Origin of the sequence: Pseudomonas sp. CFBP 8772, assembly GCF_014841665.1 — a bacterium.
Taxonomy (GTDB): Bacteria; Pseudomonadota; Gammaproteobacteria; order Pseudomonadales; family Pseudomonadaceae; genus Aquipseudomonas; species Aquipseudomonas graminis_B.
Map to the genome: position 1 here is coordinate 433485 of NZ_JACYUI010000003.1, position 21333 is coordinate 454817.

At 55.7% G+C, this 21333-nt stretch carries 19 protein-coding genes; 14 read left to right on the forward strand and 5 right to left on the reverse strand.

Annotated elements, in window-relative coordinates; genetic code table 11:
- The first annotated feature begins 110 nt into the window (after positions 1–110).
- The 7 genes from IFT99_RS08750 (at position 111) to IFT99_RS08780 (ending at position 7677) form a co-directional block, all read left to right on the forward strand.
- Positions 111–1172, forward strand: a complete 1062-nt coding sequence (locus IFT99_RS08750; RefSeq protein WP_192131631.1) for a DNA-binding protein — start codon at positions 111–113, stop codon at positions 1170–1172.
- Between the two features lie 2 nt (positions 1173–1174).
- Positions 1175–1420: a hypothetical protein gene (locus tag IFT99_RS08755; RefSeq protein WP_192131633.1), complete on the forward strand. Its 246-nt coding sequence runs from the start codon at positions 1175–1177 to the stop codon at positions 1418–1420.
- A gap of 934 nt (positions 1421–2354) precedes the next feature.
- Entirely contained in the window at positions 2355–4304 is a 1950-nt protein-coding gene (locus IFT99_RS08760; protein ID WP_192131635.1) for a KAP family P-loop NTPase fold protein, read from the forward strand.
- Complete coding sequence (locus IFT99_RS08765) at positions 4304–5143, forward strand: hypothetical protein (RefSeq protein WP_192131637.1); 840 nt, start codon at positions 4304–4306, stop codon at positions 5141–5143. The genes IFT99_RS08760 and IFT99_RS08765 overlap by 1 nt, the downstream gene beginning before the upstream one ends.
- Positions 5140–6405 carry a Qat anti-phage system QueC-like protein QatC gene (gene qatC, locus IFT99_RS08770; RefSeq protein WP_192131639.1) on the forward strand — a complete coding sequence of 422 codons (1266 nt, stop codon included), beginning with the start codon at positions 5140–5142 and terminating at the stop codon, positions 6403–6405. Before IFT99_RS08765 ends, qatC begins: the two co-directional genes overlap by 4 nt.
- Entirely contained in the window at positions 6405–7157 is a 753-nt protein-coding gene (gene qatD, locus IFT99_RS08775) for a Qat anti-phage system TatD family nuclease QatD (RefSeq protein WP_192131641.1), read from the forward strand. Before qatC ends, qatD begins: the two co-directional genes overlap by 1 nt.
- 46 nt (positions 7158–7203) lie before the next feature.
- Complete coding sequence (locus IFT99_RS08780) at positions 7204–7677, forward strand: hypothetical protein (RefSeq protein ID WP_192131643.1); 474 nt, start codon at positions 7204–7206, stop codon at positions 7675–7677.
- 382 nt (positions 7678–8059) lie between these two features.
- Here the strand turns inward: IFT99_RS08780 and IFT99_RS08785 are convergent, their stop codons facing one another.
- Positions 8060–8374 carry a DUF7693 family protein gene (locus IFT99_RS08785; protein WP_192131645.1) on the reverse strand — a complete coding sequence of 105 codons (315 nt, stop codon included), beginning with the start codon at positions 8372–8374 and terminating at the stop codon, positions 8060–8062.
- Between the two features lie 366 nt (positions 8375–8740).
- Between IFT99_RS08785 and IFT99_RS08790 the strand changes: the two genes are divergently transcribed.
- Positions 8741–8968, forward strand: a complete 228-nt coding sequence (locus tag IFT99_RS08790) for a hypothetical protein (protein WP_192131647.1) — start codon at positions 8741–8743, stop codon at positions 8966–8968.
- A gap of 473 nt (positions 8969–9441) precedes the next feature.
- On the opposite strand, the gene IFT99_RS08795 is transcribed toward IFT99_RS08790, so the two are convergent.
- Entirely contained in the window at positions 9442–10194 is a 753-nt protein-coding gene (locus IFT99_RS08795) for a hypothetical protein (protein WP_192131649.1), read from the reverse strand.
- A gap of 165 nt (positions 10195–10359) precedes the next feature.
- On the reverse strand, positions 10360–10527 hold the full coding sequence (locus IFT99_RS08800) for a hypothetical protein (RefSeq protein ID WP_192131651.1): 168 nt from the start codon (positions 10525–10527) through the stop codon (positions 10360–10362).
- A 115-nt stretch (positions 10528–10642) separates the two neighbouring features.
- Between IFT99_RS08800 and IFT99_RS08805 the strand changes: the two genes are divergently transcribed.
- From IFT99_RS08805 to IFT99_RS08825, 5 genes are all read left to right on the forward strand, one after another.
- Positions 10643–10978 (forward strand): hypothetical protein, encoded by a 336-nt coding sequence (locus IFT99_RS08805; RefSeq protein ID WP_192131653.1) that lies wholly within the window; start codon positions 10643–10645, stop codon positions 10976–10978.
- 167 nt (positions 10979–11145) lie between these two features.
- On the forward strand, positions 11146–11976 hold the full coding sequence (locus IFT99_RS08810) for a hypothetical protein (RefSeq protein ID WP_192131654.1): 831 nt from the start codon (positions 11146–11148) through the stop codon (positions 11974–11976).
- The gene (locus tag IFT99_RS08815) at positions 11973–12128 is read left to right on the forward strand and encodes a hypothetical protein (protein ID WP_192131656.1); all 156 of its coding nucleotides are present in this window, start codon (positions 11973–11975) and stop codon (positions 12126–12128) included. Before IFT99_RS08810 ends, IFT99_RS08815 begins: the two co-directional genes overlap by 4 nt.
- 147 nt (positions 12129–12275) lie before the next feature.
- Positions 12276–14669 carry a hypothetical protein gene (locus tag IFT99_RS08820; protein WP_192131658.1) on the forward strand — a complete coding sequence of 798 codons (2394 nt, stop codon included), beginning with the start codon at positions 12276–12278 and terminating at the stop codon, positions 14667–14669.
- A complete protein-coding gene (locus IFT99_RS08825; protein ID WP_244656933.1) occupies positions 14653–15069 on the forward strand; it encodes a hypothetical protein in 417 nt (138 codons plus the stop codon). The genes IFT99_RS08820 and IFT99_RS08825 overlap by 17 nt, the downstream gene beginning before the upstream one ends.
- A 685-nt stretch (positions 15070–15754) precedes the next feature.
- On the opposite strand, the gene IFT99_RS08830 is transcribed toward IFT99_RS08825, so the two are convergent.
- Complete coding sequence (locus IFT99_RS08830; RefSeq protein WP_192131660.1) at positions 15755–16687, reverse strand: hypothetical protein; 933 nt, start codon at positions 16685–16687, stop codon at positions 15755–15757.
- A 492-nt stretch (positions 16688–17179) separates the two neighbouring features.
- Positions 17180–18574: a hypothetical protein gene (locus IFT99_RS08835; RefSeq protein WP_192131662.1), complete on the reverse strand. Its 1395-nt coding sequence runs from the start codon at positions 18572–18574 to the stop codon at positions 17180–17182.
- Positions 18575–19997: 1423 nt separating this feature from the next.
- Between IFT99_RS08835 and IFT99_RS08840 the strand changes: the two genes are divergently transcribed.
- A complete protein-coding gene (locus IFT99_RS08840) occupies positions 19998–21302 on the forward strand; it encodes a tyrosine-type recombinase/integrase (RefSeq protein WP_192131664.1) in 1305 nt (434 codons plus the stop codon).
- Positions 21303–21333: the final 31 nt, after the last annotated feature.

Genomic DNA, 21333 nt, shown 5'->3' on the forward strand with positions numbered 1-21333 from the left:
AAACTTATATTATGGCTTTATACAGAATGAATTTTTTATTTATCATTCTAATGATAATGTGTCACGTAATTACATGACATGTAACACAGAATGAAATCGTAGGAAACTCCATGGCCCGTGGCGGCATAAACAAAGCGGTGGTGCAAAAAGCGAGGCAATCTCTACTCGCGAAGGGAGCGTACCCAAGCATTGATGCCGTGCGCGTGGAACTGGGGAATACCGGGTCGAAGACAACCATCGCCCGATATCTCAAAGAGATCGAATCCGTCGATCCGCGCCCGCCATCCTCTCGGGAGCGCATGAGCGAAGAGCTTTCAGCGATGGTTGGAAACCTTTTGGATCGGCTTATGGAGGAGGGTGGTGAGTCGATCGAGCAGGCTCGATCAGCCTTTGATTTGCAACGGGTAGGACTTGAGGGGCAGATCGCTAATTTACAGTCCGAGCTGACCGCAGCGCGCCGGCAGCTGGACACGCAGCAATCAGCGATTGAAACCCAAACCGCTGACCTTCAAACCACGCGATCTTCGCTCCAAGCCGAGCTGACGCGCAACGCGGGGATCAGCCAGCGCTGTAGTGATCTGGAAGCCTTGGTCGCTGATAGGGATAAACAGATCCAGTCCCTCGAAGAGAAGCATGTTCACGCGCGTGGCGCGCTGGAGCATTACCGGGAGTCTGTGAAGGAACAGCGCGATCAGGATCAGCGTCGGCACGAATCGCAGCTTCGCGAGGCACAGGTAGAGCAGCGCAAGCTTCAGCAAACCTTGGCCCTGAAACAGGACGACCTGACACGCCTGAATCGCGATAACGAGCGGTTACTGGGAGAGTCCCGTCAGCAGACCAAGACACTACATGCCCATGAGGCCCGCATTGAGGCTCTGACCGCCGAGATCCAAGGTTTGAAGATGGCCGAAGCGAAGTCCGCTGGCGTAACCGAGCAGCTTCAGGAGCAGTTAGCTGCACTTAGGCAGGACGCAAAGGCTCTCAATGAGGCCGCAGCCAAAAGTAGCGAGCGCGAATTAGAGGTAAGGCTGCTGCTTACGTCTGCTCAAGCCGAGAATCAACAACTGCGGTGTGATCTCTCCATTGCAGATGAAAGAAGCAAGATCGATGGCGCAGCCGCTTCTACACCTCCAAGCCCAGGTATTAGGCCCTCAAAGACGCCGAGGAAGTGAGCATGAATCTCTATACGTCTAATCTCAAACCCGCCGAAGCCATCGCACTGAAGCAAGCCCATCAGCAACTGGCTGGAATAATGGCAAATGGTAAAACTCCGGCGGCGCTCATGTGTCGCGCAAGCCGCATTCAAGCCGATGGCCAATGGCAAGCCTCCATTCGGTCAGCCGCGTATGAGGGTAACCATCTCTCCAGGCAGCAGCCTCGTCAATCCGCGCCAAGCCAGAGCGCTCATAAATCCGAATGAACGATTGCGTATCGCTGGTGCGGGAAAGCCTGACTTGTACATCCAGTCGTGCTCAGTCCGCGAGCACCTCTTCATGAGAATGGTGCTCCAAGCCCGGATCTGCCCAAACTCAGAATACTGCTCGACAATGTTGCATCCTCGCCTCCTGGTTAACTCTGCATCAGATCATGCGTGTGGGGTATCAATCCATGAACGCTAACTCAGCTCGCAGGATCGAGATGGGGGAACTCTGGGGCCTGCGCGGTTTGCGAGCAGGCAATGAGTTGGGCCTAGCTAACGGGCACTCTCACGCAGGGAAACGTAACTCGGACAGCCCACCACTTTGGTGAATGTCTTCCAACTCTGAACTTAACTTGACGACCATCTCTTGCGCCGGCTGACCGGTGCTCTCGCTCAGCGTCAGTGTGAGGAGGGTGATTGGGCTTAGTCCAAGGCGCGGGCTCAGCTGATCAAGCTTGTCTAGCGTAATGCTTGATTTCACGGTCTTGAGCTTGGACAGTTAGGCGCGACTCGTTACGTCACCAAACCCACGCTGACCGAGATTGCGGGTGCTTCGTACTGCCCCCCGCAATGCACTCGTGAATGATTTAAGTGACATCAATCCTTCATGAAATGAAATTTCCGGCCAACGTCATCCGTTGGATTCTATCGGCGTCACAAGATGTGCGCACGCAGGAGTACATTTGTGCTCTCGATGCTTTTCGAGCTCCGCTCTCTTAGCAAGGGAAGAGGTTTCAATACGAGCAACCACATTCCAGTGCACAAAGACGTTAAGTGGGTACCCATCAACTCGCTTTTTCATTGGAAGACTTTACTGGATGTCGCAAGTGGGTGGCACATAGCTATCTACTTGCCTACAATCCGGGCCTTGCCCCTTATCGCGATGGATCCGCGTAGCCGACGGTTCGATCGCCTCAGAAAATGGATTTAGCTCATGTGGCACGATAACGAAACCACGACGGACTACCTAAATTTTGGGGTAGTCGCAGATGCGTGCGCGAGTCTTCTAAAACAAAGTGCCGGCGAGCCCATCTCGATCGGCGTGTCAGGTGGCTGGGGCGCGGGTAAATCCTCCTTGGTGAAGATGATTGCTTCACGCCTGGCCGACCTGCCTACTGGTGCAGCGACACCGCCCACAGCCACCCAATCAGATCCTGCAGCCACCACCCAGAACACTCGCTACGTTGTCATCACGTTCAACCCTTGGCTTTATCAAGATTTTGAGAGCGCTCGCAGTGCGTTACTGCAGATCGTTGGCGATGAGGTGCTCAAACTAGCCAAAGGTGATCAGACACTATGGAACAAAGCTGTCGACCTGATGCGCAGGATCAACTTGCTCAAGCTGGTACAGGTCAGTACTGAGGCAGCGCTCACCATCAAGACCGGGCTGCCCATAGGCTCGGTGGGCAAGGCAGTCGTCAAAGCCATGGGCTGGTTCAAATCTTCAACAGGGGATGCTGGAGAAGACCAGGCGGCTGGCGCAAAAAGTGGCGACGCCGAGGGCAGTGATGACGAAGGGGCTGCAGATTACTTTGGTCTCAAATCGCTCGGTATCTTGAACCCGGCCAACCCCATGTCTCTTCCGAACGAGATCCAGGCATTCCGCGATGCGCTGGAGCAATTGCTCGGTGAGCTCGGGGTGACCTTGGTGGTATTTGTCGATGACCTCGACAGGTGCCTACCTGAAACGGCCATCTCGACGCTAGAGTCTATCCGCCTTCTGCTGTTCCTCAAGCGTACGGCATTCGTGATCGCTGCTGACAATGACTTCATTCGCGGTGCGGTCAAGAAGCACTTTGAAGGAACCGATATCAACGACGACATCGCGACTAACTACTTCGATAAGCTCATTCAAGTACCTCTGCACGTACCTCGTCTTGGCGTGAATGAGGCCAAGGCCTATCTGGTACTGCTCTTGCTGGAACGCGAGGCCAGAGCTGGAGCGTTCGCGCAAGACAAGTTTGAGAATGCCAAGCGGCTCATCCCCAAAAGGCTGAGTCAAAGTTGGCAGGGCGAGACCATCACCTCCCAATTCCTATTTGAGCTGGTCGATGGTGACCTGAGGCTTCAGGAGCTTATGCAGCTCGCCGAGGGGCTTGCGCCACTCATGTTCAACTCCACCGCAATCAGTGCCAACCCACGACTGATGAAGCGGTTCCTGAACACCGTGTTCTTGCGTCAGTCACTCGCCGCACCTCAAGGGATCAAATTGGATGTCCCTGCGCTAGCCAAATGGCACCTGCTTGAACGCTGCAACGAAGACCTCGCCAAGACGCTGTCCTCACTGGTGACTTCCGACAATGACGGCGAGGTATCCATTCTTCTCGAGGCTGAATCTCTTGCCGCCAGCGGAGCAGGGCTGCCCGATAACTTCCCGGATGAGTTTTTTGTGAGGGAGTGGCTGCAGCTAGCCCCTGCGCTGGGAGCTAGGGACTTGCGCCCATTGCTTCACCTCAGTCGCGACTCGGCTACTAGAGACTTTGGCGATGACAACATGACACCCGCTTCGCGACAGCTTCGGGACATGTTGAAGAAAGCGTCCAGCGGTAACGATCCACTGACCCAGGCCATCCGAGCCTTGGATACCACGCAGGCTGAGCTCGCCATGGTGAAGGCTTGGCAGGGCACCGTCACCTCCCGCTCTTGGAAGAATAAGACCGAGATGGTCATGCTAATTGAACCCTGCAAGGTGCACACATCCCTGGGTAAACGCGCCGCTGTCCTACTGGCCCAAGCGCCAGCGAAATCGGTAGGGCCGGGGATCATCCCCTCTCTCGCCAACCAGTCCTGGGCCACAGATGTTCTCAAGTCCTGGAAGGAACATTCGGAAATCGCGGGCAATACGAAGAAAGCAATCGATCTGGCGCTAAGGAATGCAAGCTGATGGGTACCTCAACTTCGAGCAGTGGTGGTAAAGCAGGCTCACCCTTCGATCCAGAGTGGCTGGATCAAGGGGAGGGCGGTGCAGCGGGAGCAGGGCCCGGCGACGGCGCACCGGAAACCGAAGGCACCGACGACATGCCTGGTGGGCAAGACGATAATGCCGAGACTGGTCAGGAGTGTGATGTAGCGCCTGATCGCCGGTTCATGCCGGCTCGCGCCAAGCTGGGTAAGTACCTCTCGGGTGGTGGCAGAGACGCGCTCCGTGGTGCCGCCAGCAGCATGATCAATAAGGGAATGGGCGGTTCGGCTCGAGCTGCGCGAACAATGCGCGGGGTTGCTCAGGGCGCCGGCCGTTTGGGTGAGTTCCTCGAAGCCGTCCGAGATGGCAGCACCCAGCAAGCGATCGACTGGCTGCAGCGCGTGCGTGGCCAGAATCTTTCGGCAGAAGACCTGGTGCTGGAACTCATCAAGGAAGTCATGCCTGACACCGGGAGCATCGATGATGAATCGATGCGCAACGCAGGGTCGGACGCGATGGCCTTGCTGTACCAGAAAGACCCAGACGTCGATGTCTTCATCCTGACCGATGAGCAAATCAACTCAGTCATCGGTTTCACAATCGGGAACGCTGTGTGCAACCGACTCGATGAGCAACTAGGCCAAACCTACGAAAAACTGAAGTATTCGCCCCTTCAGGTGCAAGAGCTTCGAAACGATGTTCAGGAATGGGTACACGGTGAGGTAGAGCGGATCATGGAAGGATTAGCAGGCCAACGATTGGATTGCCAGACCCTGGCGCAAACCGTCCTCCAGAACGCATTGGAGATCTTTGCAGAATGATCAAGGTAATTTGTGCCAGAGCTGAGCAGCTGCCCGCTGAACTTCAACCGGGCGAACGCGCCTTTTCGTACTTCAAATCCGCCCGGCGAGAGGGTGTTGGCACCATTGCCAAGGGCTGGCATGGATCTCTCAAGCGCAAAGGCTTCCGGCCTAGCCCGGCCACCTGGGATTTCGTTCAGTTTTGCCTGGCGGTGTGCGCAACCGATCTGTGTGGGATGCGCAAGACCAGCGCTGATGGTTGGACGCGTACGATTGAGCTCAGCGTCGGCTTGCATGAACCACTGCGATGGGAGCCTTACAGAGCCGACTTGGAACAGCTGCTCAAAGTTTTGACCGGGGATTACTGGACGCTGATCTTCACCGGCGCGGGCATGCCGCCACCTGAAGGAAAGTTCGTTGCCAAACCTCAGGACTGCGTGTCGTTGCTGTCGGGAGGCCTTGATAGCCTGATCGGAGGGCTCGATCTGGTAGCTCAAGGGCGGCGTCCCTTGTTTGTCTCGCAACTGGCGCATGAGGACTCGCAGCGCCAGCGAGATTACGCCCAACTGCTAGGCGGCGACGGAGCTCACTATCAGTGGAGTCACGGCATCAGCTTCAAGGGCCCCAAAGAACCTTCAACGCGTGCCCGATCCTTGGCGTTCTATGCGTTCGCGGTGCTGGCGACCTCGCGGCTGGCCGACCCTCGCCCCACGTTGTTCATTCCTGAGAACGGGTTCATCTGCGTGAATCCGCCGCTTGTCCCCGGGCGCGTATCGAGCTTGAGCACTCGCACGACGCACCCACTGTTCATAGCCAAGCTCCAGCAGGTGCTGGACGGTATTGGAGTGAATGTGCAGCTGGAATTACCCTATCGGTTCAAGACCAAGGGCGAAATGATGAACGACTGCCTTGATCCGGTGCGCCTGCAGCAGTTGGCGTGGCAGACGACCAGCTGTGGGCGTTTCCGCACCTATAACCGCACGCACTGCGGACGCTGCGTACCTTGTATGATTCGTCGCGCTGCGTTCAGAGCATGGACGGGAGGGAATGATGCCACCCAGTATGTGTATTCCAGCCTGGTCGGGAGCGATAAGTCCAGCGGCCCTGATGATCCAATGGCTGTGGCACAGGCTGTCTTGACGACCCGGTCTAAGGGTATCGACAGATTTCTGGGCGCCTCGCTCGCGTTTGCTCCAGTAGATGAGCGCCCACAGTATCGCTCAGTGCTCACGCATGGCATTCAAGAACTTGAAGCCTTGTTAACTGGAGATGGCGTACTTTGATGGACTTCCACTGCCACCTCGACCTATACCCCAATGCCCGTGACGTTTATGCGCAGGCACAGGAGAGGAACGAGTTCACGTGGCTTGTCACCACCAGCCCCCGTGCGTTCACCGCGACGTCCAGAGTGCTGGGTGGAAGCGACAAGGTGCTGATCACTCCCGGACTGCACCCGGAGATCGTTGGCGCCCGTCACGCTGAGCTCGACATGCTGCTTGAGCAGATCAGACAGGTGAAGGCAGTGGGCGAGGTCGGCCTGGATGGCTCAAAGCGCTTTCAGGCGAGTTACGACGTACAGCGCAGCGTGTTTATTGCCGTCGTTGCGCAGTGCGCAGCCCTCGGCGGTCGAGTGCTGAGCATCCATTCGCGTCAGGCCGTTAAGGATGTGCTGGCCGTGTTGCACGATCATCCGGGCTACGGTACTGCAGTGCTGCACTGGTTCACTGGAACCACCACGGAGCTCAACGCGGCAATAGCACAGGACTGCTGGTTCAGTATTGGCCCAGCAGCCTTCAATTCGGCAGCGGGGCAGGCCTTGGCCAAGAAACTCCCGCGCGATCAGGTCGTCCCTGAAAGCGATGGGCCATTTGCGCAGGTAGATGGTGCCAGTGTCATGCCGTGGAGTGCAGGTCAGACCGCGCAGTTTTTGGGAAAGGCATGGGACGTCACTCCTGCGGACGCCATGCATGTTCTGGAGTCGAATTCTCGTCGGCTTCTTGGCCTGATTCGGGGACAGGGCCGACCCGAGCCTTAAAGCCCGTACAGGTTAGCCAGGTGGGCGGTGAATTGAGGATGGATGCATGGAGCAACTGAACCGAGCCAAACGTTACCTCAAAAGGATCGAGAGGCTGTATGCAGGGGTATTTTCATCGATGGCACATGATGAGGAAGAATACTTCGATGATGTCCTATCGTTTTTCATCCACTGTTATCACGTCAGGGACTGGGCACTCCACCAAGCAGGGGCAGTCTTGCGAGCTCGGGAGATCGACGCGTTCATCGACCTGAACGAGCCCCTCAGAATTTGTACAGATCTCGCAAACGGTTCCAAGCACTGCAAGCTCATGCGCACACCGCGCTCCGGCCACCAGCCAACCATCTCACAACCACAGAAACTTTACTCCACGTGGTTTATAGGCGATGGCGGTGGAGAGGTACTCCAATGCAGCTACCGCGTCGAGAGCAATGGCAAGTCATTCGACGTTCGAGAGCTTGCCTGCGAATGCATCACCTTATGGGAAATGTTCCTGAATTGCCCAAGACTGACGGATTAATCCAAACCGCTCGTTGGCCGAGAAGGTGTGAGTCGGGGATGTAGGCGAGGACGAACAAAGCTCTAGAAACTGTCCACAACGCGCCGCTCTCGTTGATCAATCACGACCACTCCGAGCTCGATGGTTTCCATCTCTTCTGGGATAACAACCAGCCCTCGCGAGGGCTCGCCCGGCGTCAGGTCATCGCAGGTCGCTTCAAGGTCAAATAGAGATAACGGTACTGGCTGAGACTGAGCTGAATATTCTGAGGCTGGTGGTTGGACATGGCACGGTGCTCGGGCGGTCGGTTGTCTTCAGGCTATCGAGTTACTGGCCCCTGTGGCAATTCCAGCGCTCATGGGCAGGCGGGCTCAGAGCCTCAGCAGGGTTGATCGTCGCAGACTTACAGTGACGACAGCAGCCTCTGGAGCTGACCGTGCTCCCAGGTGCTGAGCAACTCCAGAGGATCGGTACCGAAACGCTGAGAGGAGTCGAAGGTGTATTCGCGACCATCCGGGCTGTAGCAGCTATTGCAGTAGTCCAGCTTGTTACTGTCGTTGGAGAAGGTCAGAACCCAGCCATTGGCCTCGACCGTCATGAGCCCGGTCTGCGTTTGAGTCCAGCCCAGATTACCCAAACGCTGCATCACTTGCTGTCCCAGCGCAATATCACGCAGAACCTGATACACCTCTCTCGGTGTGAGTGGCTGTGAATGCACGCGCGTTCTCCCTGAATAGGGCGTTAATTGTCCCTCATTCCTTACATCCAAGCCACTCATACGTTTCTACATAGAGGCCACGTTCTATGAGGAAGATAACTGGGCCTTTGGATTCAATGTCAGCCAACTCGACTGGTGATGAGGTCTTCCAGGCAGATCACCAACGAGCTGGTGCTCGGCCGGAGCAAAGCGATTGAAATAAGGAGGCGAGCTGTTCCCCCGCATCTTGGTATCCGTACGCACGCGGCGCAGCAAAACTGCTCCGACTGTAACGGAAAAGCGCAGTCGTCAGCGTTTTAACGAGCATTTAACCGACTGCATGTCGGCGCGCAGGTCTGACCGCCGCACTGAACCGGCGCCCGATCCATGACACGCCTTCAGACGGCCAGTGCCGGGCAGGGGGCTTTAGAGACAGAGGGTAGGGCGGCTGCCCTGCAAGGCACCGACATCAACCGGTTTCAGGACACCATTGAGAAAGTGCACGAAGTTGAGTTGAAATCAAAACAGCTTAAGGGCATTGATACATCACCGTTCATCAGTGAGGTACAACAATGCGTGGAAGTTACAGCAGCAGCTCGTCTGCCGGGATCTTGATCTTTTTGGCCGTGGTTTTGTGTTTCTGTGCCGTGGTCACCTTGGCTGCCCAGGTACATCCAGACATCGCCACGACCGGCGCTGTCGTGGGGAGGGTGGGTCTGGCCTGGTTCTTAGGATACTGCCTCGGCCAAGGGCTACTGGGCGTCGGCCTCAGCTACAGCTGGCCAGTGTGCCTGGGGCTCTCCTGGATCGCACTCATGCCTGCGTTCAGCGTTTGGCTTGACGAGGATACCTACGCCTGGCTCGAGCCTTTTTGGTCTCAATGTGCAAGTGTAGTAGCAGTAGCGCTTCTCGCGTTTCGCATCAGATCATTCGTAGCGTAAGTCGGATCAGGGCGTGACCATGAAGACCTCAGACTGAGGTCGAGGCGCGCCCTGCGATCGATGGCATCATTCATTCTTCTGGTGCACTCGACAGGTTCGAGAAGTACTAAATGAACCTTCTGACAAACCAATGCTCTTTTATCCTTCTCAGCAACCCCTAGCGCCGGATTTACTTGATTCACTCCCATATTCTGCATGATATCGCTGCACCGCCGCCTCCATTTCTCCAACGTACCTTTTAAAATCGGCGACGGCATACTCCAAAAAACGTTCGTCCATCAGGAAGTCGTCAATAAAGTTGACCGACACCCCCTCAGTTCTTCGAATAGCTGACAATACCCTTTTTTCCGAAGGGCTCTTTTTACCAATGCGCGTGCTTATCTCCCTGTAGCCCTTAGCAGTGCCGTCGCTGTGAGCCATTACGTTCCTGATAACAGTAAGATGATCCAGGTCTGTGATGTCTTTGCCACCAATGACTTTTTTGAGCATAGAGTGGGCCTTTTCTAGTGGCCCCATACCCTTGAGCTCCCCCTCAAACCCAGTGAGTTCAAGCATAAACTCTAGGCATTGACTCATACGGTGTTCGAACAACCCAAACATCGTAAGAAATGCTGAGCGTCGCGTGAGTTGGGTGATCACAAACTTGTGCGTCGATAGCACTTCTTCATGGTCATAACCGATAGAAGAGCCGCATGAGTAGAACGTCCGTTGCCGCATGTAGCTTTCACCGTACTGATCGTACGTTTCTTCTTCGTGCTCATGCTCCTTTATCGAATCGTCGGCTTCCTTGAGTGCAAGCGCTACATTTTTTTCTGCCTGCTCTGCGAGCATTCGCATGACAGAGATGGACTCGCTGAGGGCCCACATTTGAACACTGAAATTAAAGTCGAGCTTGGCCAAATTGCCTCCCTGCAGGCTCATTTTGAAGACACACGATTTCTCGGCAGATCTGATATCTGCTCAGCGTACATAATCCCTCCACGTCTCGATATCCCAGCTGGCGCCCACATAGACATCTGCGCATCAAGTGCACGCCATGGATCTCGGAGGGCAGGGCTCTTAGCTTCAGCTGTCAGGGGACTGATCTGACCCCCGCATGGCTTCCAACAGCGCTTCAAGCGCATCGAACAAGCGTTGATCTTCACGGGCATCCCCGGTTTCCGGCCTGTACGTTTGGCAATGCCGCATCAAAGCATCAAAATCGTTGCGGTTGAGGTCAAACTCAATAAACATCTAAACCCTCCAGGTGCTCGCTTCAGCGATCGCCGGTATAAGTATTTACCGCGACTTCCTTTCAGGCGAAATCTCGCGGGTGACGGTTAGGGAAGGGCAGTAGTTGGATACATGCTTGGAAATGGCTGTGTGGGCGCGGGCTACTGAGCACTATGGTGCTGATCTGGAACACATACTGGACTCAGCCCTTTCGAGCTACAAAAGAGCCCCGGGGCTTGAGTCGCCATCGCGCCTTTATACGCAAGACCTCGGTATCGAGGGACTGGAGGCGCTGCACAAAGCGTTGATTCGAGGCCGGGCTAGCCGCTTTCACGTGCTCAACCCTGGCATTGAAATTCGCCAATCCCTGCGATTACATCTGGTTCATAGCTTGCGTCGCCGTCTTCTCGATGATGGCCAGGCTTCAGAAGAAATGCGCGATCAGCACTTTGCTATCGACTTAGGCCTGTAGCTTGATGCGCACCAGTTAGTTGATCCGATACCCACCATTGCCGATCTATGCGCGGAAATTCGTGCGCACCGTATCAGCTGTCATGCCGATGCGGTGACTGCAGCAGCACGCCCCGACGATCGACTGCACACGACATCGACCGTAAGCAGTGAAACCAGGAGATAAGCTTGGATATCCCAGTTCCGTTCAACCTCGTCGTCAAGGCTGCAGAGTGGATTTGGCAGCGAGTTACCAAAGCCTTGCTGTACAAAACCTATGCTGCGTCACATGAAAAATGGGCTATTCGCCACCGGCTAGGGGCGCGATGGGATCCCTTGGGCAAGCACTTGGAGTATTCGGTGCGCCTTGCACTGCCTACAGATCCAGAGCCACGGATCTCGCGTTTGGCGCTGCGCGCAACTGGAGAAAGCCTTGCGAAAGTTGACTTGTATTTCGAAGCAATTGGGGCAGGCATTCGATATCAGGAGAAAGTATCGGTATGCGATGTGGACACTCGCCCAATCGTCTGGAACCTCACGAATGTCCCCGTCCAGGCATTCGTGGGCGGCGAGGAGTATGGCATTGCATTTTCGGTAGAGGAGATCCAGCTGCGGCAGTGTGTCATCCAGCGATCAACTGGTGCTGAATTACCTGCCCAGGACTCCGTAACGTCTTGCATGACCCAGAGCTGGCTCCTGAGCGATGAGTGGAGACTTCGCTGGGGAAATCGCTGGAATTGCAATGCGATCAAATTTGCCAAGAGCGAGATCGCGCTTTATTGGCGATTCAGGTTTGGCCTACCTGCGTACCGCGTTTACACACCCTGCGCTTCCTCAGAACGGAAATTGAGTATTCGCCCTGTATTGCAGGCGCTGGGACGGCTCATGGCCCTGCCAACCTTTGTGAGGGCCCAATTCTGGCTAGCTATTTGGTCTGGGCTCTGGGTAATGGACGAGGATGACAGAATTTGCTTCCGGTGGCGTGACAGTAGGATAGAGAGCGAGGCGCAGGACGGTTGAGTCTGCCTTTTGAAGCCGCTGTTCGCACACAGCAAGGCAATCAGGTTCTTCGGGAAATTGGTCGCGCCTCGCCAGACTATCGTCTGCTGATGCTGATCATGATGGAAAAACTCACTGCGACTCGAAAACAGCTAGAGGTGGCGCTAGGGTGATCACGCCTAGTGTTCTTTTGATGGGCCGGATAGCATCTCATCATTGGAGGCTGGAACGCTCTAGGCTGACCTCGCCAACCGTGATGACTCGCGCTGAAGTGTTGTGTCAGTGCTCTGCACGCCCGCTCTGGGTGATTTTTGAGGAAGATGGGTAAGATGGATCCCTACAAGCGCGCTCATTATGTCAGCAGGCTAGCCAGTGAAATTGGCGCGATAGGCCAATCCTTCGAGGCTTTCGGGGGGCTAGTGCTGACATTGGCATTGAATGTGCCGGTCAACACTCAAGGAATCAATCCCAGAGGCTTCCCCGTTGCAGGCGTGGTTGATGGAGTATCACCAGATGGCTTACAAGCTGCTGAGTACTCCGCGCTCGAAAAGTACTTCTCGCCGCCCATGGTCAAAGCTCAGTCGGACGTGCGCCATGCATTGAGCAAAGCACCACATGCTAGAGAAATCTACTTGCTCGCTGGCGCCAACAAAGCACCTCAAATCTCGCAGTCTTTTGAAATCAGTGTGCTGGGCTGGCCTGAGATGGCCGGCCGCTCCCTCAAGGTACTTGGTGCGGGCGAGATCGCCGCTGTGATCATCGATCACGCCCTGGACAATGAGGAGGCCGTACTCAAGCTAAGTCATTACCTTCCGTCTCTAGCGAGGCTCTCCGAAGAAGAGGCCGCGCAGGCTCTGGTGCCTCAGCCAGACCCACTGCGCATCCTCAGGCCAGAGGTTGACGGCTTGCTAGATGGCCTCTTTGTTGCGTGCAAGTGTGTGGTTTTAGCTGGCTTGGGAGGCAGTGGTAAATCCGATGCCGCCGCCGCTTATGCTTACCGTAACAGGCACCAATACCAGACCGTGCTTTGGCTTTCGGGAGGCGATATCAGAAAGGTTGAGGATCTCCATGCTGTGTCAATCACACGAATGGGAGAAGCGCGCAACGTGGCTGGCCTACTCAAAAGCCGTCCATGCTTGGTGATCATAGATGATGCAAACGATGCGCTTGATCCAAAATCCCTTTCACCATTGTGCGGCCCCGATTCCCGCGTGCTGTTGACACGCAGGGCGGTTACAGCCGATGCACACGAAATACCGCTGATGTCCAAATCCAATGCGCACCAATTGTTTAGCCGCGACGTGACAGGATGTCCCTCACGGACATGGGACAAGATATGGCAGTCAGTAGGAGGACATCCTCTTACCATCAGCCTGCTCAACGCAGCGGTTCGCGAAGGTACGACCTGGGACGAGATCGAGCAGGACTGCCAAATGCCTGGCGCGCTCGAATCCGATGGTCTTGCCTTGGCAGAACGGCTTCTAGGTCGGCTACGGAGTGCCTCTGAACAGGGGCTTGCGATCTTTGAGTGGGCAGGCGCTTCACAAGTGGACGCCAAGCTTGTGATGGCACTTTCATCTCCCGCGCTGGTGAGGACATTACGTAAGTATGGCCTCACTGCTCCGAGCCGACCGGGGCTTCTGAGGCTGCACGATATTGTGTATGCAAGCCTCTCAGGTCAACAGTGGTGGACACAGTCCAATCGAGACCTGATCACCAATAAGTTCGACGACTACATGAGTGCGGCGGCACTTCGCACCGATCTTGCGTTTTGGTCAGCAGCACTCAGCCTCAGCGCCAAGATCGAGCGACTGGTTGAGGGAGGCGACTGCCGACCTGCTTTCATCTACACCATGCTCTCTGTATGGGCACCTTCGAAGGTGCGACCAGAACTATTGGGTGATCCGTTGGTAGATGCAGAACTACTCAGTAACGGCGCCAAGCAACCGTCACCCATAGCCACGATGGCCTTGATCGAAACTGTCGAGAAGCTCTATCTTCACGATAAGAACACTTCGCTGAGCCATGCGCAGCAGATGCTTGATCAGCGGTTCGAGGTCTTTGACAGGCTGGCCATGGCGAAAGGGCTGACCCTCAAGCAACAATCCGAAATCCAGCATCACAAGGCAAAAGCGCTGGTTCGGCTGAACCGCGTTACTGAAGCACTGGCCATTTTCGATGTAGTGAGGGCTGGGCCTCATCCTCTGCCGGAAACTGAAATCCAGATCATGCGCCTTCTCAAAAGAGGTGATGTTGCTGATCAGGAGCGCGCGGCCGATATCGCCAAGAAGATTTTGACTGCTGCAGGAGCCAGTGAACTGGTCTCACATTCAGTATTTTTTGCAGCGGTTGAGTTGGCTACCTGGTTGCGCCGGTCTGACTTGATCATGCCGCTTGAGTCTCTCATCACAACGATGCTCGTTGAAGCTGCAGAGCTGGGCATCTCCCAGGCTCTTCAGACGATGTCTTCTGTATCCAGATTCCTCTCCCGGGAAGCCCCGGAATTCCTAAGCAGGCTGGTGACAGCGATGCCTGCCCACGTGATCGATGATCTGCCCCTACCGCAGGACAGATTTGCCTGGGCGGATATTCTCTTTGAGGTATCACGCATCGCTGGCGCATCTGCGGAATCAAAAAGGACAGAATCGCTGCGCCTGTTCGAGTCACTCCCGCCTCAGAGCTTCCACAGCCAGCGCCATGCTGAACTGCCCTGATTATCGGTTCGAAAACAGTCAGGTTTATGCACCGGTACCTGTTGAGCTGAAGCTGTCGCAAAACTGGAGTGGTACAGAGCACTTCGAGCGGTTCGAGAACCAGCTTTGTGGGGACTATCTGCGCGACATCAGCTCAAGCTGCGGCATTTTTTTGCTCGTGAGCAATGGTGCCCAGGCCACCTGGGCGACACCTAACAAGGGCCGACAACGGTTTGAGGGTCTAGTCACAGCACTGCAAGAGTACTGGCTGACTATTGCTCCGAAATTCCCCAACGTAGAGGACATCAAGGTTATCGGTATTGACCTCACCAAGAGAGGGGGGACGGCAGCGTTGAAAGCCATAGAAGCCAACCGAGCTCGAGTCGAAGCTAGCAGTGCAGGCAGTGGGCTAAAGCCTTGAGCTAAACGGGGCTTCAGAGTCCCTCTAGAGGAGGGCGGTTGGCTCATATGCTTGGAGCCGCATCAGTTGGTGAATTCTGTTCGTGTTGCTCTTACTCATCATCTCGCACTTCATAGCCGACTCCGCATTGATCGGCAGCCCGAAGCGCTTGGTCAGGCCCACGAGGCCATCGAGTGTTATCACCAGGCTGTGCTTTTGAATCCAACGATTAGGGTAGAGCGGATGTGCGATACGCTGGCGGTGCATGACCCTCGGTGATGGCCGGGTATAATCGAATGTCGGCCCCTTAGCACCATCGTGCTGTCACTCGGTGTCCAGTATGCCTCAACTGAAGCACTGTCACGAAGAATTCCGTCGCTGCATTCGCACAGCTGGCATCGTGGGCAATCATCCTGTCCAGGATCGAATAGGAGATCCCGATCGCCTGGAAGATGGATTCTCCTTGGCTATCCAGTTTCTTACCGTATGGCGCAGAATCCAAGTCTTGAGACTGCGGTGGAATGAAGGCGAAAACTGTTGCGGTTGGGAAGCTCATGGGTACTGCCTTTATAATTGTTGTTTTATTTCATGATGCCTATGGAGCAAGCGTCGCTGCAACATACTGAAAATATCTGCCTTCGCGCTCGACACCTGTCAGGCTGTCCCAATCAGCTTCCACAGTGCGACGCTCGCGCGAGTAGGGCGATCAACCATCTTGTGAGTCGAGCGTCGCTGTGAGGGCCCTCAGGAAGACTCGAACATCCTTGTCGTTTAGCTCGTTGTAGGCTGCCTTGCAGTTAGCATCGCTGTGCTCTATGTCGACGTAACTGTCAGGTCGGCTCGGCATAGCAAAGATGGCGGTTTTGTCCGCGCGCTCTCGTTGAGCAGCTTGCGTACGAATCCTCAAGTTGAACGCATCAAGCAGATCCGTTCTCTCTTGATCCGCGCCTCCTGCTGGGCTGAGTGCTCGAAACAGAGCAGAGACGTAGCTCATATAGATTTCTGCGTGGCCGTTAACGAATATTGAATCCGGCCTCTCACCCCATCGAGTATTTTCGAAAGCATGGCCTACGAACTCGCCGTAAGCGTGAAGCTGCCCATTTTTCGAGTAGACATGAGCATAGCTATCACCCAGAGCATGAATTAGAAACCCAGTCTGCCAATCAGGCTGCCCAGAGGTGAATGATTGATGCACGAGCGCCTCAAGCTTTTTTCTTCGAATGGCGACGGCCTGAGCATCGCCGCCATGCAGTGAATGCAGGCTATTCACTATGTCGTGCCTATAACCGGTGTAATCCGGCAAACCCCAGATGCCAACGGCAGGGGCTGAGTAACGAAGTGCCAGATCATCAGGCGCCTGACTGTAGCAAGACAGGCTTCCTATCCTTTTTCCCTCCAGACCCAGCATGTCTGCGATGTACCCCGATGTCGCGATGTGCCCGTCTTTTTCATAGTAAGGCACAACGTCGAGGAAGCGACCGTCTAGAGTGCTTAACTGACGTGATTGACCAATTTGCTGAGAACGTTCTGCGACGGAGACTCCCGTGAAGTCGTGCTGAGAAACACACCCCGAAAGGCTGATGGGCAGTAAAAGGACTCCAAGGGCAAAATACTTCCGGACGTTTCGGTAAAATTCCATGATCAGGTCTCTGTATTGATGGAGCGTGAAGGCCACCTTGAGGAGCTGAAGCAGATGGGATGTGGGTTGCGCTGATCTACCTGGCGTGCAGTTATCCGGGTGGCGGCTACACCGTTCTCCCGTTAGGAACGTCGCCGCCGACATTCTGCTTATGGCGGCCGTTCGAGGAGCCTAGCTGGGGCACAGTTGCGCACGCTCAATGCAGTGTGCGCGCTGGTCGTACCGCCCTCGAGGGGTTGGTTTAGAGCCCAGGCCTTCGTAGTGCGATCCGTTCTATGACCACTTCCTAGCAAACTCTGGCAAGCGGAGCGCGCAGGCGTGAGGATGGAAGCCCGCAGGGTCGAGACTACCGCTTCGCGGGAGGCTCGATTCACGACAGCCGAGCTCGTAGAGCCACGCCCTTGACCAATTATCTGTGCTTCTGGTTGTCCGGTGGCAGCAGCGTCCTAAGGGTAAAAACAGGCCAAAGGAGGAGGGCGGATCAAGCTTTTATCAGTCAGCGAAATTGAACACAATTCGGCGGGACAAGGCTCGCCGGATACCAATATCTGGCCAAACACTCGGATCCTCATCTGCAACACCTGAGGCGGTTGACTCGGGAATCATGCCCGCGCGCTTGGCTGATGCTCGCAGCTCATTGAATGTCAGCGACGCCTCAGGATCGAGCTTGTCCGAGCCTTTCCAGTTGGCGAGTGTTGCTTTGGGCCTAGACCTGAGCGTTGACAAAATGCTTGCGCAAAACTCGCTGAAAATCTCGATGAGGCTACCGTAGCCATAAGCATCCAGGCCATTCTCTTGCGGAAAGAGGAAGCTCTGAAAGCTCACGGCGGGTTCCTTTATATGCCTAAAGTGAGCATAGCGTTGAAAATAGCCCTCAAATCGGGGAGCCAGTGCGAAACCCCGGCTTAAGTAAAGCGGGCTCTCGAACAGACCCGGGCCTTTGGAGGAGACGCGGTGGGACTTGGAGTAATTCTTGGCAAAATCGGTTCTAGGACGGGCCTGAATCGCGTCGGGAGAATCCGGAGCCTGCGGTTTGAAATAGGAAAAGGTGGGCTTGATGGTCTGCGTCGCCGCGACAGCCCGCATAGGAATGTCCGAGTAGACTGCCAAGGCAGTAAGGAATAAGAGCGGCTCCCATTTCTCGTTGTAGCTTGCAAGCGATTCAGCAATATCCAGAAAATCACTGAGCTGGGTCGGCGAGAACACAGCCTGAGGTTTCTCGACGCGGAATTCGTAGTCTTTGGGCGCCATGTCCTGGAATGGATTTTTGGATTTATCCTGTTGCTGGAACGTGGCATCGGTAGTTGTATCAGCGGTATATGCTGCGGTGGTTGGGGCTGGAGCTGCGGAATTCGCGGGACGCGCTAGGAAGTCGAAGTACTCGCGCCCATGCGTCATGTACCAGTTGCGGTGATGCTTTGAGCTCAGCCCAAGGTCATCGCCTGTGAGCGTCGGGCGGATGATTGGACGCCATGTGGGGTCGATCGACTTGTTCGCAAAGTTTTGCTTGGTTTTCTTGGAATAACGACTGCACCCAGGGGTGGTTACCCAAGTAATCGGGGGTCGCATGATGAAAGTCATGAACGACTTGGCATCGGCACTGTTCCAGTCATGCAGAGGCTTGTCGCGGACTGTCCAGCTCCAATGCATCATGGACTCGAGAATCGGGCACAGTTTCTTGTAGTGACGCTCTTCGAATCCGGGCTTTGCCGACTCTCGCACGAGGAAATCTACCCCGGTTCGCCATGTTGCCAAGGCATGCAGGTGCTCGGGTGTTGCCTCCAAGCGTTGCAGCACCTCCAAATTGATTGGAAGCGCAGATCGTGCCTGGTCATTGAGCAGGCTTAGAGGTGGGAACAGAGGATATGGCGGTTGCTGCTCAGCCATGTAAAACCCGTCCTGATCGGATTAGGGGGCGCTTGGTGTTGTTCGGGCGGCGCTTGTCTGGACTCACGTTGTCAGCGTCCGTATTGGCGACGACGCGGGTGTTACGGTCGATGACTGTGGCGCATGCGAGTCTGAGCCTAGGTGTGTGCGAATCATCCAGGCAAGTTGAGGCGCCAAGCGGTCAGCCGTTCCATGACGAGAAGCGTAGACTGGATATGCACGTGTGGCGAACGTTCGGCGGTCTACTAGAGTGGTTGTTGTCGGCGTGAACGCAGTGACAGAACTGGCGGGCTGGAGAGATTTGGATTCTGGTTTTCAATTCTGCAGGATTTGGACGCTGGAGCCCCTGAAAGCTCGAAAAGTGCGAAGGAAGGGAATGCAAGGCCTTGATTTGGGTGGATTCTGGTAATTCAAGGCAAATCCCGGTTTTCAGGTACAGGTGACACCAGCTGTCAATAGGCGGCTGCGCGGATGCATGAGGTAAAGTGTTTCATAATTTAACATAATATACATTATGCGTAACAAGGCATTACTCCGCTGGGGGTGGTGTCAGAGAATCGAGCGTGGCGATTCTCCGCTTCCTGCTCCAGGTTCCAAGGCACCCAGTCTGATCCCGATACCAACGCTTGCCCTCGACGTTAACCACGCATCATCAGTTACCGCTCGCCACCCACGGCTGATAGCTTGCCGTTCACGTAAGCCCGACGATTCAACAATCGCGATCACCGCTTAACCCCAACGCAGCGCCCAACCCACTGCAGCGTTCAGCGGATCAATCACACAGACATCAAACAACCCAATCGCCGTCAGGCTTCACACCGAGCGCACGTCAGCATCTGGCCGGCACCAGCAACAAGCGCCGCCGATCAAGCACCACAGGCGCAGCGCCCAAGAGGTCGCAAAACCTATGGCAACGCCGTCCACCGACATCTGCCTGACCACCCGCAGTATGAACAGCGACTGCTTAATGCCAAGCTTCGAACTCGACCCGCAGATTAACCCGTGCCGATCCGATACCCGTGCAAGCCTTGTGGACAGTCAGCCAAACTGCGTATCGGCCAGCTCACCAACGGGGATTATCAAGGTCCGCGAACGCCTGACCTACCTCGAAAGCCCATAAGACAGGGCCTGCAGAGCAGCAATGCCCCGCAGTAGCGCCTGATCAGCCCGCGAAATCACCACTCCTGGAGCCCAAAACTCACCCAAAAAGCGCAAAATCACCGATCAACATACGAATACACCACCAGATTGCGCTAAGAAGGCGTAAATCAGCCCCAATAAGCCAAGTCGCTCCAGGCAACCCCGCTAACACACCCCAACCCACAAATGCAATATCCGATAACTGTCAGACCCGGATATTGCATCTGCACGCATCCTGCTGGATTATGCCGCCATCTTCCGCATTTCCAGTCAGCGAATTCAAATGCCCGCGCCCTCGTCACCTCATCCGCTGTTCGAAACTTATGCCAAGTTCGGCGAGCTTAATTTCAGCTCCTTAAAGGAAGAGCTTCCGGCGATCCGGGATTATCTCGAGCAGTTCCCCGCAGAAACCCAGGCCATCGAAGGCTACCGCGCCGTGCGCAGCTTTCTCAAGTCCTACGCCGGCAACGAATCCACGTTCAATTCCTACCGCACTCACGTCGAACGACTGCTGCTCTGGACGATGCTCAAATCCAGAACGCCCCTCCTCGCCATGCGCCGCACCCAGGCCGAAAGCTTCATGGAGTTCTGCCTGGCGCCTGACCCCGCCTGGGTCGGTCCGGTGGTGAAATCCCGCTTCACTCGCCTGGGTGCGCGCAAGAAAACCGCGACGGACACCTACGTGCTCAACCCCGATTGGCGGCCATTCAGCCAGACCGTCGCCAAGGAAGAACGCAAGCGCGCTGAAGAAGAAAACCGTCCCGCCCTTCAGGACACGTACCGGCTGGCCCAAGGTTCTATCGCGCAGATCTTCGCGGTGTGCGGCAGCTTTTTTCAGCACGCGATCGATGAAGGTTTTTGCGAGCAGAACCCGTTTCGCGCGGTAAAACAAAAGAGCAAATACAAAGAGCGCAACACCGATAACCAGGACACGCGCATCCTGACCTCCCTGCAGTGGGATTTCGTGCTGGAGACCGCTGAGCTGCTGGCCGCCGAAGACACCAAGTACGAGCGCACGCTGTTTATCGTGGCGACGATTTTTGCCATGTACCTGCGGGTGTCCGATCTGGTGGGCCGTGACAACTGGAAACCGACCATGGGCGATCTGCGCAAGGACAGCGCCGGCAACTGGTGGTACCACGTGGTGGGCAAAGGCAATAAAGCCGGCAAGATCAGCGTGCGGGACGACTACGTCGAGAACTACCTCAAGCGCTGGCGACTGCACCAAGGTCTGTCCCCCCTGCCCGGCTTCCGTGAAAGCACGCCGCTGATTGCCACCCAACGCGGGCGCGCTGGTTTGTCGGACCGGCATATCCGCGTGCTGCTGCAGGAAGTGTTTGATCGCGCGCTGCAGCGCATGCAGGCCGAGCACTGGCCGGATGAAGACGTCGGCCGCCTGCGCGCGGCGTCCTTGCACTGGCTGCGCCACACCTCGGCGACCTTCGATGCGCCGCACCGCGACATGAAGGATCTGCAGGTCGATCTGCGCCACAACAGCCTCAGCACGACACAGAACGTCTACTACAACTCCGAGGATGAAAAACGGGCTTACTCGGTCAAGCGTTTGCCCATGAAAGAGCGATCGTGATCGGTCATTGCCCGTTCAGATTCTGAAACTC

Bases quoted from the DNA above. Each gene is read 5' to 3' on its own strand.
- IFT99_RS08765 (WP_192131637.1), top strand. From the start codon at position 4,304: ATGGGTACCTCAACTTCGAGCAGTGGTGGTAAAGCAGGCTCACCCTTC.
- IFT99_RS08825 (WP_244656933.1), top strand. From the start codon at position 14,653: ATGCTGAACTGCCCTGATTATCGGTTCGAAAACAGTCAGGTTTATGCA.
- IFT99_RS08760 (WP_192131635.1), top strand. From the start codon at position 2,355: ATGTGGCACGATAACGAAACCACGACGGACTACCTAAATTTTGGGGTA.
- IFT99_RS08820 (WP_192131658.1), top strand. From the start codon at position 12,276: ATGGGTAAGATGGATCCCTACAAGCGCGCTCATTATGTCAGCAGGCTA.
- IFT99_RS08840 (WP_192131664.1), top strand. From the start codon at position 19,998: ATGCCCGCGCCCTCGTCACCTCATCCGCTGTTCGAAACTTATGCCAAG.
- IFT99_RS08755 (WP_192131633.1), top strand. From the start codon at position 1,175: ATGAATCTCTATACGTCTAATCTCAAACCCGCCGAAGCCATCGCACTG.
- IFT99_RS08790 (WP_192131647.1), top strand. From the start codon at position 8,741: ATGACACGCCTTCAGACGGCCAGTGCCGGGCAGGGGGCTTTAGAGACA.
- IFT99_RS08830 (WP_192131660.1), bottom strand. From the start codon at position 16,687: ATGGAATTTTACCGAAACGTCCGGAAGTATTTTGCCCTTGGAGTCCTT.
- IFT99_RS08835 (WP_192131662.1), bottom strand. From the start codon at position 18,574: ATGGCTGAGCAGCAACCGCCATATCCTCTGTTCCCACCTCTAAGCCTG.
- IFT99_RS08800 (WP_192131651.1), bottom strand. From the start codon at position 10,527: ATGTTTATTGAGTTTGACCTCAACCGCAACGATTTTGATGCTTTGATG.
- IFT99_RS08750 (WP_192131631.1), top strand. From the start codon at position 111: ATGGCCCGTGGCGGCATAAACAAAGCGGTGGTGCAAAAAGCGAGGCAA.
- IFT99_RS08780 (WP_192131643.1), top strand. From the start codon at position 7,204: ATGGAGCAACTGAACCGAGCCAAACGTTACCTCAAAAGGATCGAGAGG.
- qatD (WP_192131641.1), top strand. From the start codon at position 6,405: ATGGACTTCCACTGCCACCTCGACCTATACCCCAATGCCCGTGACGTT.
- qatC (WP_192131639.1), top strand. From the start codon at position 5,140: ATGATCAAGGTAATTTGTGCCAGAGCTGAGCAGCTGCCCGCTGAACTT.